The organism is Streptomyces olivaceoviridis (assembly GCF_014650115.1).
Lineage (GTDB): Bacteria > Actinomycetota > Actinomycetes > Streptomycetales > Streptomycetaceae > Streptomyces > Streptomyces olivaceoviridis.
The window spans coordinates 115081-129886 of sequence record NZ_BMUI01000008.1 but is presented as its reverse complement, the minus strand read 5'-3'; the positions used below and the strand labels follow the sequence as shown (position 1 = coordinate 129886).

General features: G+C 73.5%; 12 protein-coding genes. 10 read left to right on the top strand and 2 right to left on the bottom strand.

The window, feature by feature from the left end; genetic code table 11:
- Positions 1-72: 72 nt before the first annotated feature.
- The 9 genes from IE273_RS17680 to IE273_RS17640 all read left to right on the top strand — a co-directional run bounded on the left by IE273_RS17680 (position 73) and on the right by IE273_RS17640 (position 9516).
- Entirely contained in the window at positions 73-873 is an 801-nt protein-coding gene (locus IE273_RS17680; protein WP_189816142.1) for a crotonase/enoyl-CoA hydratase family protein, read from the top strand.
- 115 nt (positions 874-988) lie between these two features.
- Positions 989-1930 carry a Zn-ribbon domain-containing OB-fold protein gene (locus IE273_RS17675; RefSeq protein WP_189816141.1) on the top strand — a complete coding sequence of 314 codons (942 nt, stop codon included), beginning with the start codon at positions 989-991 and terminating at the stop codon, positions 1928-1930.
- Positions 1927-2997 (top strand): thiolase family protein, encoded by a 1071-nt coding sequence (locus tag IE273_RS17670; RefSeq protein ID WP_189816140.1) that lies wholly within the window; start codon positions 1927-1929, stop codon positions 2995-2997. The genes IE273_RS17675 and IE273_RS17670 overlap by 4 nt, the downstream gene beginning before the upstream one ends.
- On the top strand, positions 2994-4160 hold the full coding sequence (locus tag IE273_RS17665) for a thiolase family protein (protein WP_189816139.1): 1167 nt from the start codon (positions 2994-2996) through the stop codon (positions 4158-4160). The genes IE273_RS17670 and IE273_RS17665 overlap by 4 nt, the downstream gene beginning before the upstream one ends.
- Positions 4161-4276: 116 nt before the next feature.
- On the top strand, positions 4277-4519 hold the full coding sequence (locus IE273_RS17660; RefSeq protein WP_014670828.1) for a DUF397 domain-containing protein: 243 nt from the start codon (positions 4277-4279) through the stop codon (positions 4517-4519).
- 117 nt (positions 4520-4636) lie between these two features.
- On the top strand, positions 4637-5539 hold the full coding sequence (locus IE273_RS17655) for a universal stress protein (RefSeq protein ID WP_189816138.1): 903 nt from the start codon (positions 4637-4639) through the stop codon (positions 5537-5539).
- A gap of 376 nt (positions 5540-5915) precedes the next feature.
- Entirely contained in the window at positions 5916-7172 is a 1257-nt protein-coding gene (locus tag IE273_RS17650) for an extracellular catalytic domain type 1 short-chain-length polyhydroxyalkanoate depolymerase (protein WP_189816137.1), read from the top strand.
- 140 nt (positions 7173-7312) lie between these two features.
- A complete protein-coding gene (locus tag IE273_RS17645) occupies positions 7313-8743 on the top strand; it encodes a 3-hydroxybutyrate oligomer hydrolase family protein (protein ID WP_189816136.1) in 1431 nt (476 codons plus the stop codon).
- A gap of 275 nt (positions 8744-9018) precedes the next feature.
- Entirely contained in the window at positions 9019-9516 is a 498-nt protein-coding gene (locus tag IE273_RS17640; RefSeq protein WP_014670824.1) for a glycosyltransferase family protein, read from the top strand.
- A 51-nt stretch (positions 9517-9567) separates the two neighbouring features.
- On the opposite strand, the gene IE273_RS17635 is transcribed toward IE273_RS17640, so the two are convergent.
- Positions 9568-11538 (bottom strand): N-acetylmuramoyl-L-alanine amidase, encoded by a 1971-nt coding sequence (locus IE273_RS17635; protein WP_189816135.1) that lies wholly within the window; start codon positions 11536-11538, stop codon positions 9568-9570.
- Between the two features lie 263 nt (positions 11539-11801).
- A complete protein-coding gene (locus IE273_RS17630; protein WP_189816134.1) occupies positions 11802-12947 on the bottom strand; it encodes an aminoglycoside phosphotransferase family protein in 1146 nt (381 codons plus the stop codon).
- A 344-nt stretch (positions 12948-13291) separates the two neighbouring features.
- Here IE273_RS17630 and IE273_RS17625 point away from each other — a divergent pair, with 344 nt between their 5' ends.
- A complete protein-coding gene (locus IE273_RS17625) occupies positions 13292-14788 on the top strand; it encodes a DNA-binding protein NsdB (protein WP_189816133.1) in 1497 nt (498 codons plus the stop codon).
- Positions 14789-14806 lie beyond the last annotated feature (18 nt).

The following is a 14806-nucleotide window of genomic DNA, read 5'->3' as shown; positions in this document are numbered from 1 at the left end:
TGTCAGAAAACTCTTGAAGTGCCCCCTCGCCTCCTGCAACCTGTTCTCGTTCTGACCGAGGGGAGATGACCCATGGGTGGGACGGAACACCTCACCGTGCGACGAGAAGGCGCCACACTGGTGCTCACGCTCAACCGGCCCGACGCCAGGAACGCGCTCTCACTGGCGATGCTCGTCGGCCTGTACGACGGCTGGACCGAGGCCGACGCGGACGACTCCGTCCGCTCGATCGTGCTCACCGGCGCCGGCGGCTCCTTCTGCGCCGGCATGGACCTCAAGGCCCTCGCCGGCGACCGTATGCGGGGAGAGGAGCACCGCGAACGGCTCAAGGCCGATCCCGACCTGCACTGGAAGGCGATGCTGCGCCACCACCGCCCCCGCAAACCCGTGATCGCCGCCGTCGAGGGCCCCTGCGTCGCGGGCGGCACCGAGATCCTCCAGGGCACCGACATCAGGGTCGCGGGCGAGTCCGCGACCTTCGGCCTGTACGAGGTGAGACGCGGCCTCTTCCCGATCGGCGGCTCCACCGTCCGCCTCCAGCGCCAGATCCCGCGCACCCACGCCCTGGAGATGCTGCTCACCGGACGCCCCTACAGCGCCCGGGAAGCCGCCGGCATCGGCCTGATCGGACATGTCGTCCCCGACGGCACCGCCCTCGCCAAGGCCCTGGAGATCGCCGAACAGGTCAACGCGTGCGGCCCGCTCGCCGTCGAAGCCGTCAAGGCGTCCGTGTACGAGACCGCCGAGATGACCGAGGCCGACGGCCTCGCCGCCGAACTCGCCCGCGGCCGGCCCGTCTTCGACACCGCGGACGCCAAGGAGGGGTCCCGCGCCTTCGTGGAGAAACGGCCACCCGTCTACAAGCGCGCATGACGTGCCGCCGGCGGGCCGTCCCCGGCCGGCCGTACCCGCGCGGCGGAACCGCGGATGCCACCGCCCCGCGCCCCTCGCGCGCGCTCCCACCGTCGACCTCCCGAGGAGGCAGCCGATGCCAGAAGTCCTCAAGGCCCCACTCGTCGTCGAGTTCCCCTTCACCCGTTCCCTCGGCCCCGTCCAGAGCGCCTTCCTCACCGGTCTGCGCGAACGCGTCGTCCTGGGCGTGCGCACCACCGACGGCCGCACCCTGGTCCCGCCCGTCGAGTACGACCCCGTCACCGCCGAGGAGATCCACGACCTGGTGGAGGTCGCCCCCACCGGCACGGTCACCACCTGGGCCTGGAACCACGCCCCCCGCCGCGGCCAGCCCCTCACCACACCCTTCGCGTGGGTCCTGGTCCGGCTCGACGGCGCCGACACCGCCCTGCTGCACGTTCTCGACGCCCCCGGCCCCGACGCCGTCCGCACCGGCCTGCGCGTCCGCGTCCGCTGGGCCGGGGAACGCACCGGCGCCATCACCGACATCGCCTGCTTCGAACCGTACGACGGGGACCCCGCCCGACCGGGCGGTCACAGCGGCGCGTTCGAGGACCCGCTCACCGGCATCGTCGCCCCCGCCCGCCTCGACTACACCTACTCGCCCGGCCGCGCCCAGTCCGCCTACATCGACGCCCTCTCCGCGCGGCGCACCGTCGGAGAGCGCTGCCCGTCCTGCCGCAAGGTGTACGTCCCGCCGAGGGGTGCCTGCCCCACATGTGGGGTCGCCACAGCAGAACAGGTCGAAGTGGGGCCCCGCGGCACAGTCACCACCTTCTGCATCGTCAACATCAAGGCGAAGAACCTCGACATCGAGGTCCCGTACGTCTACGCCCACATCGCCCTGGACGGCGCCGACCTCGCCCTGCACGCCCGCATCGGCGGCATCCCCTACGACCAGGTCCGCATGGGCCTGCGCGTCGAACCGGTGTGGACCGAGGGCGCCCGCCACCCCGACCACTACCGGCCCACCGGCGAGCCCGACGCGGCCTACGAGACGTACAAGGAGCTGCTGTGACCAGCGAGGAAGCCGCAGGCCCGCGGGACATCGCCGTCGTCGCCTTCGCCCAGACCGCCCACCGGCGCTCCACCCAGGAGTCCTCCGAGGTCGAGATGCTCATGCCGGTCCTGCACGACGTCCTGGCGCAGACCGGCCTGCGGACCGCCGACATCGGCTTCACCTGCTCCGGCTCCAGCGACTACCTCGCCGGCCGCGCCTTCTCCTTCACCCTCGCCCTCGACGGCGTCGGCGCCTGGCCGCCGATCTCCGAGTCGCACGTCGAGATGGACGGCGCCTGGGCCCTGTACGAGGCCTGGACCAAACTGCTCACCGGCGACGCCGACACCGCGCTCGTCTACTCCTACGGCAAGTGCTCGCCCGGCTCCGTCCGCGACGTCCTCACCCGCCAGCTCGACCCGTACTACGTCGCCCCCCTGTGGCCCGACGCCATAGCCCTCGCCGCCCTCCAGGCCCAGGCGCTCCTGGATGCCGGACACACCGACGAACCCGCGCTCGCCGCCGTCGGCGCCCGCAGCCGCTCCGACGCCACCGCCAACCCCCACGCCCAGCTCACCGGCCGCGTACCCCAGGGCGACTACGTGGTACGGCCGCTGCGCACCGGTGACTGCCCGCCCATCGGTGACGGCGCCGCCGCCGTGATCCTCGCGGCGGGGGAGCGGGCCCGCCGGCTGTGCGAGCGGCCCGCCTGGATCCGGGGCATCGACCACCGCGTCGAGGCCCACGGCCTGGGCGTGCGCGACCTCACCGACTCACCCTCCACCCGGCTCGCGGCCGAGAACGCGGGCGCCTTCGAACGGCCCGTCGACACCGCCGAACTGCACGCGCCGTTCAGCTCCCAGGAAGTGGTCCTGCGCCGGGCCCTCCGCCTCGACGACGGCGTGCGCGTCAACCCCTCCGGCGGCGCCCTCGCCGCCAACCCCGTGATGGCCGCCGGGCTCATCCGCATCGGCGAGGCCGCCGCCCGCATCCACCGCGGCGCCTCCGACCGCGCCCTCGCCCACGCCACCTCCGGCCCCTGCCTCCAGCAGAACCTGGTCGCCGTACTCGAAGGGGATCCACGATGAGCAAGGAACCCGTGGCCGTCGTCGGGATCGGCCAGACCAGGCACGTCGCCGCCCGCCGGGACGTGTCGATCGCCGGACTCGTCCGCGAGGCCGCGCAACGCGCGCTGGGCGACGCCGAGTTGACGTGGGCCGACATCGACGCCGTCGTCATCGGCAAGGCGCCCGACTTCTTCGAGGGCGTGATGATGCCCGAGCTGTACCTCGCCGACGCGCTCGGCGCGGTCGGCAAACCCATGCTGCGGGTGCACACGGCGGGCTCCGTCGGCGGCTCCACCGCGCTCGTCGCCGCGAACCTGGTCGCCGCCCGCGTCCACGGCACGGTCCTCACCCTCGCCTTCGAGAAACAGTCCGAATCCAACGCCATGTGGGGCCTGTCGCTGCCCATCCCCTTCCAGCAGCCCCTGCTCGCCGGAGCCGGCGGCTTCTTCGCCCCCCATGTGCGCGCCTACATGCGACGCAGCGGCGCCCCCGACACCATCGGCGCCCTCGTGGCCCACAAGGACCGGCGCAACGCCCTGAAGAACCCCTACGCCCACCTCCACGAGCACGACATCACCCTGGAAAAGGTGGTGGCGTCGCCCATGCTGTGGGACCCCATTCGCTACTCCGAGACCTGCCCGTCCTCCGACGGAGCCTGCGCCATGGTCCTCACCGACCGCGCCGGGGCCGCCCGTGCCCCCCGGCCGCCCGCATGGCTGCTCGGCGGCGCCATGCGCAGCGAGCCCACTCTCTTCGCCGGCAAGGACTTCGTCTCCCCGAGGGCCGGCCAGGACTGCGCCGCCGACGTCTACCGGCAGGCCGGCATCACCGACCCGCGCCGGGACATCGACGCCGCCGAACTGTACGTGCCGTTCTCGTGGTACGAGCCCATGTGGCTGGAGAACCTGGGCTTCGCCGCGGAGGGCGAGGGCTGGAAGCTCACCGAGTCCGGCGTGACCGAGCTCGACGGGGACCTGCCCGTCAACATGTCGGGCGGTGTGCTCTCCACCAACCCCATCGGCGCCTCCGGCATGATCCGCTTCGCCGAGGCCGCCCTCCAGGTGCGCGGCCAGGCCGGAGAACACCAGGTGGACGGCGCCCGCAGGGTGCTCGGGCACGCGTACGGCGGCGGCTCCCAGTTCTTCTCGATGTGGCTCGTGGGCGCCGAGCCCCCCGACTCCTGACGGTCCCGCCGGAGCGACCGGCCGGCCCGCCGGAGGGTTCTCCCCGCGTGCCCTGTCCGCCGTAGCGACCGGTCGCTAGGCTGACCCGCGGACGACGAACCGGGAGGAGCAGGGACGTGGCCGAGAGCACCATCCAGCAGCCGCCGCTCGCGGGCTGGGACAAGCCGGAGCTGGACCTGAGCAAGGCCGAGTGGCAGTCCAGCAGCCGCGGTCTGGGCGATGTCCAGATCGCCTTTGTCGAGGGCTTCATCGCGATGCGCAACAGCGGCCGGCCGGAGAGCCCTTCCCTGATCTTCACGCCCGCGGAATGGGGCGCCTTCGTCTCCGGCGCGCGGGAGGGCGAGTTCGACCTCACCTGAACCGGGGGTGTTCCGGCCGGATTTCCGGACACGCGACCGGCAGAGCCCTGCCGGGGCCGGGCCTGAGCCAGGCTGGTTCCAGCAAGGGGAAGGTCGTGTTCCGGAGGTGGGGCAAGGATGAACACTGCGCCGGTCATCGCCGCGGTCGACGGTTCCGCGGACAGTCTGCGCGCCCTGGACTGGGCCCTGGACGCCGCCCGCCGCCGTGCGGCACCGCTGCGCGTGGTGCACGTACGGCAGTACGCCGCCTGGGGTCAGGCCGACGTGCTGGTCGCCGGGCCGCCCGAGGCGGAGGGCGATCCGGTGCTCGACGAGGTGCGCGGCCGGCTCGCGGACCACGCAGGGCCACCGGCCGTGGAGTACCTCGCCGTGGAGGGCGTACCGGGTGCCGTCCTGCCCGAACTGGGCAGCGACGCCCAGCTGTTGGTGCTCGGCTCCCGGGGCCGCGGCGGCTTCGCCGGCCTGCTCCTCGGCTCCAACGGCCTCGCCGCCGCCCGGGACGCCGAGTGCCCGGTGGTCGTCGTACCCCGGCCGGGCCGGGAGGTGCACGGGGAGGGGCCGGCCGAGCCCGGGGCGCGGGTCGTCGTCGGCCTGCACGTCGACAGTCCCGACGAGTCCGTCCTCGCCTTCGCGTTCGCCGAGGCGGCCCTGCGCGACGCCCGGCTCCAGGTGATCGCCGCCTACCCGTGGCCGGTGCAGACCTGGTCGGCGCCCGGCCAGCTGGTGCCGCCCCCGATCGACCAGGACGCCGTGGCGAACGAGACCCGCGCCCTCGCCGAGGGCTTCCTCGCCCCGCACCGCGAGCGGCACCCCGAGGTCCGCGCCGACGCCGAGGCACTGCCGGGCGACGCGGCCGGCCACCTCGTCGCCGCCTCGAAGGACGCCGACCTGGTCGTCGTCGGCCGGCACCGGCGGGGGCTGCTCGCCCCGGCCCGCATGATGGGTTCGGTCACCCAGGCCGTCCTGCTGCACGCGGCGAGCCCGATCGCGGTGGTGCCGCCGACGCCACCACAGGAGTGAGGCCGAGGAGCGACGACAGGGGAGTGCGGCCGAGGAGTTCGGCCGCCGGGTGAGGTGCGGCGGAGTGCGGCCGGCGGAGTGCGGTCGGCGGAGTGCGGTCGGCTCAACGATGCAGGCGAAGTGACGCACATGGGGTGGTGCACGTGGGGTGGTGCGGGACGACGTCGGCCTAGCAGACCGCACCGCGCTCCGCAATCCGTCCGATGCCGACGGACGACCCCACCGCTGTGGTGCGCCGCGCCATGGTCCCCGGACACACCTGAACCTATGGTTCCGGCACTCCCGGCTGGTTCCGCCGCGCTCGGCACGCCAGGCGCGCAAGGCGCCGCCCCGCGCGGGAGCGGCCGGGACCCGTGTGTCCACCGAAGGAGCCGCCATGCCACTGTCCCCGTTCAGCCGGGCACCCGGAGCGCCACCACGGGCCCGCCTGCTGTCCCGCCTCCTGCCCCGCCTTCTCGCCGTCCTCGCCGTCGTCCTCGGCACCGCGCTCGTCGGCCCCGCGCCCCAGGCGCACGCCGCCGTCACGCTCACCCGGGTGAGCGACTTCGGCTCCAACCCGGGCGCCCTCACCATGTACGTGTACCGGCCCGCCACCCTGCCGGCCCATCCGCCGGTGGTCGTGGCCCTGCACGGCTGCACGCAGAGCGCCCAGGTCTACGCCGACAACTCCGGGCTGCCGCAACTCGCCGACCGCGACGGCTTCCTGCTCGTGCTCGCCGAGACCGGCACCGCCAACAACGCGAGCAAGTGCTTCAACTGGTTCCAGACCGGCGACAACCGGCGCGGCCAGGGCGAGGCCCTGTCGGTCCGGCAGATGGTGAGCAACGCCGTCACCGCCTACGGCGCCGACCCGCAGCGCGTCTACGTCACCGGCCTGTCCGCCGGCGGCGCGATGACCGCGGTCATGCTCGCCGCCTACCCCGACGTGTTCTCGGCGGGCGCGGTCGTGGCCGGCCTGCCCTACGACTGCACCAAGGACAACAGCCCCTACACCTGCATGAACCCCGGCGTCGACCTGAGCCCGGCCGCGTGGGCCCAGCGCGTGCGGGACGCCTACCCGTCGTACGGCGGGCCGTGGCCGCGCACGGCCATCTGGTACGGCGACCAGGACACCACCGTCGTACCGCGCAACGCCACCGAGCTGCGCGACCAGTGGACGGCCCTGCACGGCCTGTCCCAGACGCCCACGCGCACGACGACGATCGGGCCGGACGCCACCCGGCAGGACCAGTACCTGGCCGCCGACGGCACGGTCGCCGTCGAGGTCGACCGGGTCCCGGGCATCGGGCACGGCACCCCGGTCGACCCGGGCACCGGCAGCGAACAGTGCGGAAGCACCGCAGCCCCGTACTTCCTCGACTCGATCTGCTCCAGCCGCTGGATCGCCCGGTTCTTCGGCCTGGACACCAGCGACCCGGGCAGCCCGGACCCGGACCCGGGCGGCGGCACCGCCGCCTGCTGGACGGCGAGCAACTACGCCCAGGTGCAGGCCGGACGGGCCACCACCAGCGGCGGCTACACCTACGCCAAGGGCTCCCAGCAGAACATGGGCCTCTACAACACGTTCGTCACCCACACGCTGAAGGAGTCACCCCCGGGCTACTTCACCCTCGCCGACACCGGCTGCCCCTGACAGCCAGTCAGCGCACATGAAGGGTCGCCATGGTGCCCGACGCCGTCGAACGCGCCGTCATCATGGCGGCCCAACACATGTCCGAAACCTCCACACCACCCCTAGCCTCCAGCGCGTCCCCAACCCGCCGGAGGAACCCCATGCTTCCCCGCCCCACACCACCACTCGGCCGCGCCGCCCGGCGCACCGCGCTGGGCGCCCTCTCGCTCGCCGCCGCCTGCTCCCTCCTGGTCACCCCCGCCACCGCGGCACCCGTCGGCCCGGGGCCGGCGGACGCCCACTGCGCGGGGCAGGCCCGGCTGCACGTCCCCGGTGCCGCCCGCCAGCAGGCCGACTGCCTGGACGAGCTGACCACCGCCGGGACCGTGGCCACCGGCCACACCGACCCGGCCGACTACGCGGGCCTCACCCCCAAGGACCTGCCCACGCCCAGCGGCGTCCCCGGCATCCAGATCGACGGCTACTTCCCGGACACCTCCACCACCAACACCAACCACGGCTGGCAGCACGACTCCCAGTTCGTCATCCGGCTGCCCGACCACTGGAACGGCGGCCTGGTGGTCGCCGGCACCCCCGGCAACCGCGAGCAGTACGCGAACGACCGGGCCATCGCCGACTGGGTGCTCGCCCGCGGCTACGCCTACGCCGCCACCGACAAGGGCAACACCGGCACGGCCTTCTACCGTGACGGCCGCCGTCCGGGCGACGCCATCGCCGAATGGAACACCCGCCTCACCCAGCTCACCCGCGCCGCCCGCGCCGTCGTCACCCAGCGCTACCACCGGCCCCCGGCCCGCACCCTCGCCACCGGCATGTCCAACGGCGGCTACCTGGTGCGCTGGCAGTTGGAGAACCACCCCGAGCTGTACGACGGCGGAGTCGACTGGGAGGGCACCCTCTGGCGCGCCGACGGCCCCAACCTGCTCACCTTCCTGCCGGCCGCGCTGCGCCACTACCCCGCCTACGCCGCGGGCGGCCCCGGCGCGGCCGAGGCCGAGGCGGCGCTGCACCGGGCCGGCTTCCCGGCCGGCTCCGAGTTCCTGTGGCCGTACCACCACCAGGTCTACTGGGACCTCACCCAGCGGATCTACCGGGAGGAACTCGACCCCGGCTACGACGGTGACACCGAGGCGGGCACCCCGTACTGCGCCTCCGGCACCCCCGCCTGCGACGCCGACTACGCCTACCCGGACCGGCCCGCCGACGTCCACCGGGCCGTCGACCGCATCGCCCTGACCGGACGCATCGGCAAGCCCCTGATCACCCTCCAGGGCACCCTCGACGTACTCCTGCCGATCAGCCAGGACTCCGACGTCTACGCGCGCATGGTCCACCAGGCCGGCCGCGGCTCCCTGCTGCGCTACTACCGCATCGAGGACGGCACCCACACCGACTCGCTCGCCGACGCCTTCCCCGACCGGCTCCGCCCGATGGTGCCCTGCCACCGCTCCGCCTTCACGGCCCTGGAACGCTGGCTCGCCGGAGCCGGCCGCCCGCCCGCCGACCGAACCGTCGCCCGCCCGGCCGGCGCGGACCCGGCCACCCTGCTCACCAGCTGCCCCCTGCGCTAGCCGCTGCCGTCGGTCATCCCGGCGTCGCGGGGCCCGGCGCGCGCGTCCGCCGCATTGCCGCCGGTTGCCGACTCCCGCGCGCTCGGCCGCGCCCGCGCGGGGGGCCCGGATCGCGCCGGCGGCCTCCTCCGCCTCGCGGCGGCTGCACGCGCCAGGCCCCGCCCGGCTCGGCTCGACGGCCCCCGGCAGCCGGTCCGGTCCGCACGACAGGGCCTGGCCGATCTCCCGGGCGCCCGCAGGTCACCCACCCGAGCCCAGGCACGTACCATGGCCGCATGTCGTTCCTCCGCCGCCGCAGCGCGACCCCCGCCGGACCCGACTTCGACGTGCTGGCCATGGACCCGGGCGACTGGCCGGGCAACCTCGGCGCGGGCCTGCTGCCCGCCCCCGACGGCACCTGCCAGGGTGTCTTCCTGCGGTACGACCTGTTCGGCGGACGCGGCCCCGCCATGATCATCGGCAACCTTCCCGAGGGCTCCCCGGCCCGTGACGTCGCCGAGGGGGAGATCCCCTTCGAGGTGGGACAGCTGCTGCTGGCGCTGGAGAACGACGAGGAGGTCACCGTCGTCGGCGTCGAGGACACCCCGGTGCTCCAGGGGGACAACCTCCTCATCGTGCGGCGGCTGAAGCTCTCCGAGAGCCGGATCTCCTGCGTCCAGTTCGACCGCAGCGACGGCGTCCTCGTCACCATCGCGGCCTGGGACCGCCCGATCACCGACGACCTGTACGCCCTGCTGAAGCCGCTCCCGGCGGAGCTTTTCCAGCAGGGCTGAGAGCAGGGACGGGCGCGGGGCGAGGGACGGGGTGACAGACCCCGGCCCTCGCTAGTGCGCCGGCCCTTCGAGCGTCACGTCCGCCGCCCGGACGAACCCGACCCGGTGGCCGTACTGGATCTCGTAGTACAGGTCCCGGCCCACCACGACCCGGTGCGAGTCGGGGGTGAAGGTGACCGCGTAGTAGTACTCGCCCGGCACCTCGTCACCGACCACGTACTTCTGCCCGGCCGGGATCGTGTAGGGCAGCGGTACCACCGACTGGGCGGGGACGTCCGCCGGGTAGGCCTCCTTCTCCGGGTAGGCGCGGCCGTACACCGGGATGCTCGCCAGGCCGTCCCTCGGCCTCACCACGAGGCCCCTCGCCGGTACCGCCGTCGGGTCCCCGACCGGGTTCCGGAACCAGGCCTTCTGCCCCAGGTACCAGATGGCCGTCCAGTCGCCCCAGCGGTCGGCCACCGCGTACTGCTGGCCGGTGGAGACCCGCGAGGACAGGTCGTTCACCCCGTCGGTCGGGTCCGTCTTCAGCCCGATGTCCTTGATCAGCGGGGCGGTCACGTCATGGTCGGTGTACAGCCGCACCTCGCTGGAGCCGTGCGCCGCGCACGGCTCGCCCTTGGTGGTGCAGCCGGTGTACACGGGCCGGTTGGAGGCGTAGTCCGGCAGGATCGTCAGCACCTCGGCGTGCCGGCCGGCCGTGGGCCGGAACGGGTGGCCGAGCAGCTGGAAGTAGTGCTGCCAGTCCCAGTACGGGCCGGGGTCCGTGTGCATCCCCGGGACGGTGGACGCGGTCGGACCGGGCACGTTGTCGTGGCCCAGGATGTGCTGCCGGTCCAGCGGGACGTCGTACGTCCGGGCCAGGTACCGCACCAGCCGCGCCGAGGACCGGTACATCGCCTCCGTGTACCAGGCGTCCGGCGAGACGAGGAAGCCCTCGTGCTCGATGCCGATCGACTTGGCGTTGACGTACCAGTTGCCGGCGTGCCAGGCCACGTCCTTGCCCTTGACGTGCTGGGCGATCAGACCGTCGGTGGAGCGGATCGTGTAGTTCCAGGACACATAGGTGGGGTCCTGGATGAGGTTCATGACCCCGTCCCAGGCGCCCTCCGTGTCATGGATGACGATGTACTTGACGCTCTGCGACGCCGGGCGGTCGCCGAGGTCGTGGTTGCCGTAGTCGTTGTCCCCGAACTCCTCGTACGGCGCCGGGACCGACACACAGGACACCGACTTGGGGCACTCGGTGCCGTCCGCGGGCAGCGTGCGCAGGCCCGTGCGGCCCAGTCGGCCGGTGTCGGGGGTCAGCCGCGGCTGGGCGGCCAGGGACACCTGCTGGCCGTCGTCCGTGACGCGCTCCTCGCCGGTGCGCAGCACGTCGTACACGTCGTCGGCGTACGCGGCGGCGGTCGCCGTGTCGTCGGCGCCGGAGAACCGGGCCACCGCGCCGTACCAGTCGGCCGGGTCGGCGCTCAGCGGCTCGCCCAGCTCCTTCTGCGTGGCGGCGAGCAGGGCGGCACCGCCCGCCACGTTCGCCGCCGGGTCGGTGCGCAGCTCCTCGGCGGGGATGCCGGTCAGCTCCGCCGCCCTCGGCAGCGTCTTCAGACGGGCCGGGACCGCCGACTCGGCCGGCGCCTCGACGACGGGGTGCAGCGCGGCACGGGCGCTGTCGCCGCGGGCGTCCTCCGTTCCCTCGGCGAAGTGCTCCGCGGTGGCGAGCGCGGTCCGGGCGTCGGTGAGGTGCATCGGGCCGTAGCCGCCGGTCACGCTCGGCGCGCCGCCGTGCGCGTCCCAGCGGGACTGGAGGTAGGAGACGGCCAGCAGAACGCTCTGCGGCACGTGGTGGTCGGCCGCCGCGGTGGCGAACGCGTGCTGCAACCGGTGCGTGCTGGAATCCGCGGTGGTGGGCGCCGGGGCGGCGCCGAGCAGGGGCAGCAGCAGGGCCGCGGAGGCGAGCGGGACGGCGGTCCGCCGCAGACGTCTGTGGCCGGGTGTGGACGTGGGGTCGGTGGCGGATCCTCGCAATGCGGCCTCCTGTGACGGGCGGGGCGTGGCGGGGCGTACGGCGCCGAGCTGGGTCAGTGGTACCGGCTTGCCGACGATCCGTCAATGATGCCTTCAGGACGGTGATTTCCCATGTCACGGAGGGTTTCGGGCGAGTTTCGCGGCGGCGGTGCGCGGGCCTGCGGGGCGTCACTGGCATACACCAGTGGCTCTCGGAGTCCGGGCGTGCGCAGAAGGTCCGCGGTGCGCCGCCGCTCAGGACGCACCGCGGAGCCGTCGCCCCGTCAGCGAGTGCCGACCGCCGCGCGGACGGCCTTGCGGGCCATCTGGCAGTCGTCGTGCAACCGCCTGAGCAGCAGCCGCTGTTCCTCGCCGGACGGCGTGGCACCGGGATGGGACACGGCCGGTGCCGCCGGGGCCGTGTCGTGCATCGAACGCTGCACGGCCGTCTCGTACCTACGGATCTCCCGGGTCAGCAGGAGCATCAGGTTCACCAGGAAGGCGTCCCGGGAGGCCGGTCCCGCCGACTGGGCGATCTGGCTGATCTGCCGCCGGGCCACCGGCGCGTCCCCGAGGACCAGCCACAGCGTCGCCAGGTCGTACCCCGGCAGATACCAGCCCGCGTGCTCCCAGTCCACCAGCACTGGACCGGCCGGTGACAACAGGATGTTCGACAGCAGGGCGTCGCCGTGGCAGAACTGGAGCATGCCCTGCCGGCCCACCTCATGGGCGATGCCGTGCAGCAGCTTTTGCAGGTCACCGAGGTCCCGGTCGGTGAGCAGGCCCAGCTCGTGGTATCGGGAGATCCGGGCCGCGTAGTCCAGCGGCACGTCGAAGGTGCCCGCCGGGGGCCGCCAGGCGTTCAGCCGGCAGATCGCGCCGAGCGCGGCCCGGATGTCCGCGCGAGGCGGGGCCTCCATCGGATGCCGCTGGAACGCCGCCGTCCGGCCCGGCATCCGCTCGATCACCAGCGTGCAGTTGTCCGGGTCCGCCGCGATCAGCCTCGGCACCCGGACCGGCGGCCGGTGCCGGACGAACGTGCGGTATGCGGCTATTTCCTGGCGGCTCCGCTCCGCCCAGGCAGGTGAGTGGTCCAGGAGACACTTCGCGACGGCCGTGCTGCGCCCTGTCGTCCCGACGAGGAGGACGGACCGTCCGCTGCGCCGCAGGACCTGCACCGGGGCGAACTCCGGGCAGATCCGGTGCACCGAGGCGAGCGCGGTGCGCAGCTGCGCGCCCTGGGGGCCGGACAAGTCCAGCCTCCCGCTGAGCGGTTGGGTGCCGGGCTGGCCCGGTACCCGCCGGGTCCGGCCCGCGACCGGCACGGGACCGCCCGGACGCGGCGCCGGGTCGAGGTAGGGCCCACCGCCCGCCGGGCGGGGGCGCAGCGGCCGGGGCGGGGCGGACACGGAGGACGATGCTGCGTACATGGGAGAAACAGATCCCTTCGTGTGCCTGCGGTGCCTGCCTGTACGTCCGCGTCCCGAACCCATGCTCACATCGCGTGCCCCGTGAGCGTGGTTCCGGGAGCGTGCGCCCACCCGGCCCGGCCGTCCGGGTACACCCTGGGGAATGTGCCCGTCATCGCCCGCCGTGCTCGGCCGTATACGGCCGTCATATGCGGGTGGCGACCGGGTCGGGGTGGCGCGTTCCTACCTGACACCCGATCGCCGGTGGCACACCATCTGGCGGACCCTGGCGAACCCTGGCGAATAGTCGCCCGGCAACCTGCACCCGGCTACTGTCAACTCAGCCGAGAACCTGGGGGCTTGACGTGAGCGGACAACCCAACACCCGCCTTGCGGACCTGTTCGGCCTGGCCGGCTGGTCGAAGGGCGAACTCGCGAGGCTGGTCAACCGGCAGGCGGCGGCCATGGGCCACCCCCAGCTGGCGACCGACACCTCCCGGGTGCGGCGGTGGATCGACAGGGGAGAGATCCCGCGCGATCCGGTGCCGCGGGTGCTGGCGGCCCTGTTCACCGAGCGTCTCGGCCGTGTCGTGACCATCGAGGACCTAGGTCTGGTGCGGCACGGGCGTACGGGGAAACGGCAGAGCGACGGGATCGAGGAACATCCTGACGCTGTGCCGTGGGCGCCCGAACGGACCGCCGCGGTCCTCACCGAATTCACGGGAATGGACCTCATGCTCAACCGACGCGGCTTGGTGGGCGCGGGTGCCGCGCTCGCCGCGGGATCCACACTCAGCAGCGCCATGCACGACTGGCTGCACACCGACCCGGCCCTGAAGGCCGACGCCCCTGTCCTCGACGACCCCCTGCACGCCGACCCCGCCGGGTTCGACCGCTACGAGGCCGCCCCCATCGGATCCCAGGAGATCGAGGAGCTGGAGCGCTCGGTCGAGGTGTTCCGCGCCTGGGACGCGGCCCGTGGCGGCGGGTTGCAGCGCAAGGCGGTCGTGGGCCAGCTCAACGAGGTGGGCGGCATGCTCGCCTACCGCCACCCTCCCCACCTCCAGCGGCGCCTGTGGGGCGTCGCGGCCAACCTCGCCGTCCTCGCGGGCTGGATGTCGCACGACGTCGGCCTGGAGCCCACGGCGCAGAAGTACTTCGTCATCGCCGCCCACGCCGCCAGAGAGGGCGGTGACCGTCCGCGCGCGGGTGAGGCGCTGTCGCGGGCGGCCCGGCAGATGGTGCACCTCGGCAGGCCGGACGACGCGCTGGACCTGATGAAGCTCGCCCAGTCCGGCGCCGGGGACCGCCTGCAACCACGGACGAAGGCGATGTTCCACACCATCGAGGCCTGGGCGCAGGCGTCGATGGGCAAGGGCCAGGCGATGCGCCGCACGCTCGGGCGGGCGGAGGACCTCTTCGTCTCCGACCGGCAGGACGTGGAACCGCCGGGCTGGATGCAGACCTTCAAGGACGAGGATCTGTACGGCATGCAGGCGCTCGCGTACCGCACGCTGGCGGAGTTCGACCCGGGCGCGGCCGCGCCCGCCCAGCACTACGCGCAGAAGGCCCTCGCCCTCCGCGTCGACGGGCGGGAGCGGTCGAAGATCTTCGACCATCTGTCCATGGCGTCGGCCTGCTTCATCGCCGACGACCCCGAACAGGCCGACCGCTACGCCCGGCTGGCCCTGATGTCGATGGGCTCGAACTCCTCCCGGCGCACCTGGGACCGGCTGCGGCAGATGTACCGGCTGACCGCGGAGTACGCCGGCTACCCGAAGATCCACGAGCTGCGGGAGGAGATCAGGCGCGCCCTGCCCAAGCCGAGGAGCAAGGGGGAGGGCAACAGCGCACAGGCGTAGGGGGCCTGTGCGCTGCCC

Excerpts from the sequence above, each read along its gene's own strand:
- IE273_RS17640 (WP_014670824.1), top strand. The coding sequence starts at position 9,019 with ATGTCGTTCCTCCGCCGCCGCAGCGCGACCCCCGCCGGACCCGACTTC.
- IE273_RS17630 (WP_189816134.1), bottom strand. The coding sequence starts at position 12,947 with ATGTACGCAGCATCGTCCTCCGTGTCCGCCCCGCCCCGGCCGCTGCGC.
- IE273_RS17680 (WP_189816142.1), top strand. The coding sequence starts at position 73 with ATGGGTGGGACGGAACACCTCACCGTGCGACGAGAAGGCGCCACACTG.
- IE273_RS17655 (WP_189816138.1), top strand. The coding sequence starts at position 4,637 with ATGAACACTGCGCCGGTCATCGCCGCGGTCGACGGTTCCGCGGACAGT.
- IE273_RS17675 (WP_189816141.1), top strand. The coding sequence starts at position 989 with ATGCCAGAAGTCCTCAAGGCCCCACTCGTCGTCGAGTTCCCCTTCACC.
- IE273_RS17665 (WP_189816139.1), top strand. The coding sequence starts at position 2,994 with ATGAGCAAGGAACCCGTGGCCGTCGTCGGGATCGGCCAGACCAGGCAC.
- IE273_RS17650 (WP_189816137.1), top strand. The coding sequence starts at position 5,916 with ATGCCACTGTCCCCGTTCAGCCGGGCACCCGGAGCGCCACCACGGGCC.
- IE273_RS17645 (WP_189816136.1), top strand. The coding sequence starts at position 7,313 with ATGCTTCCCCGCCCCACACCACCACTCGGCCGCGCCGCCCGGCGCACC.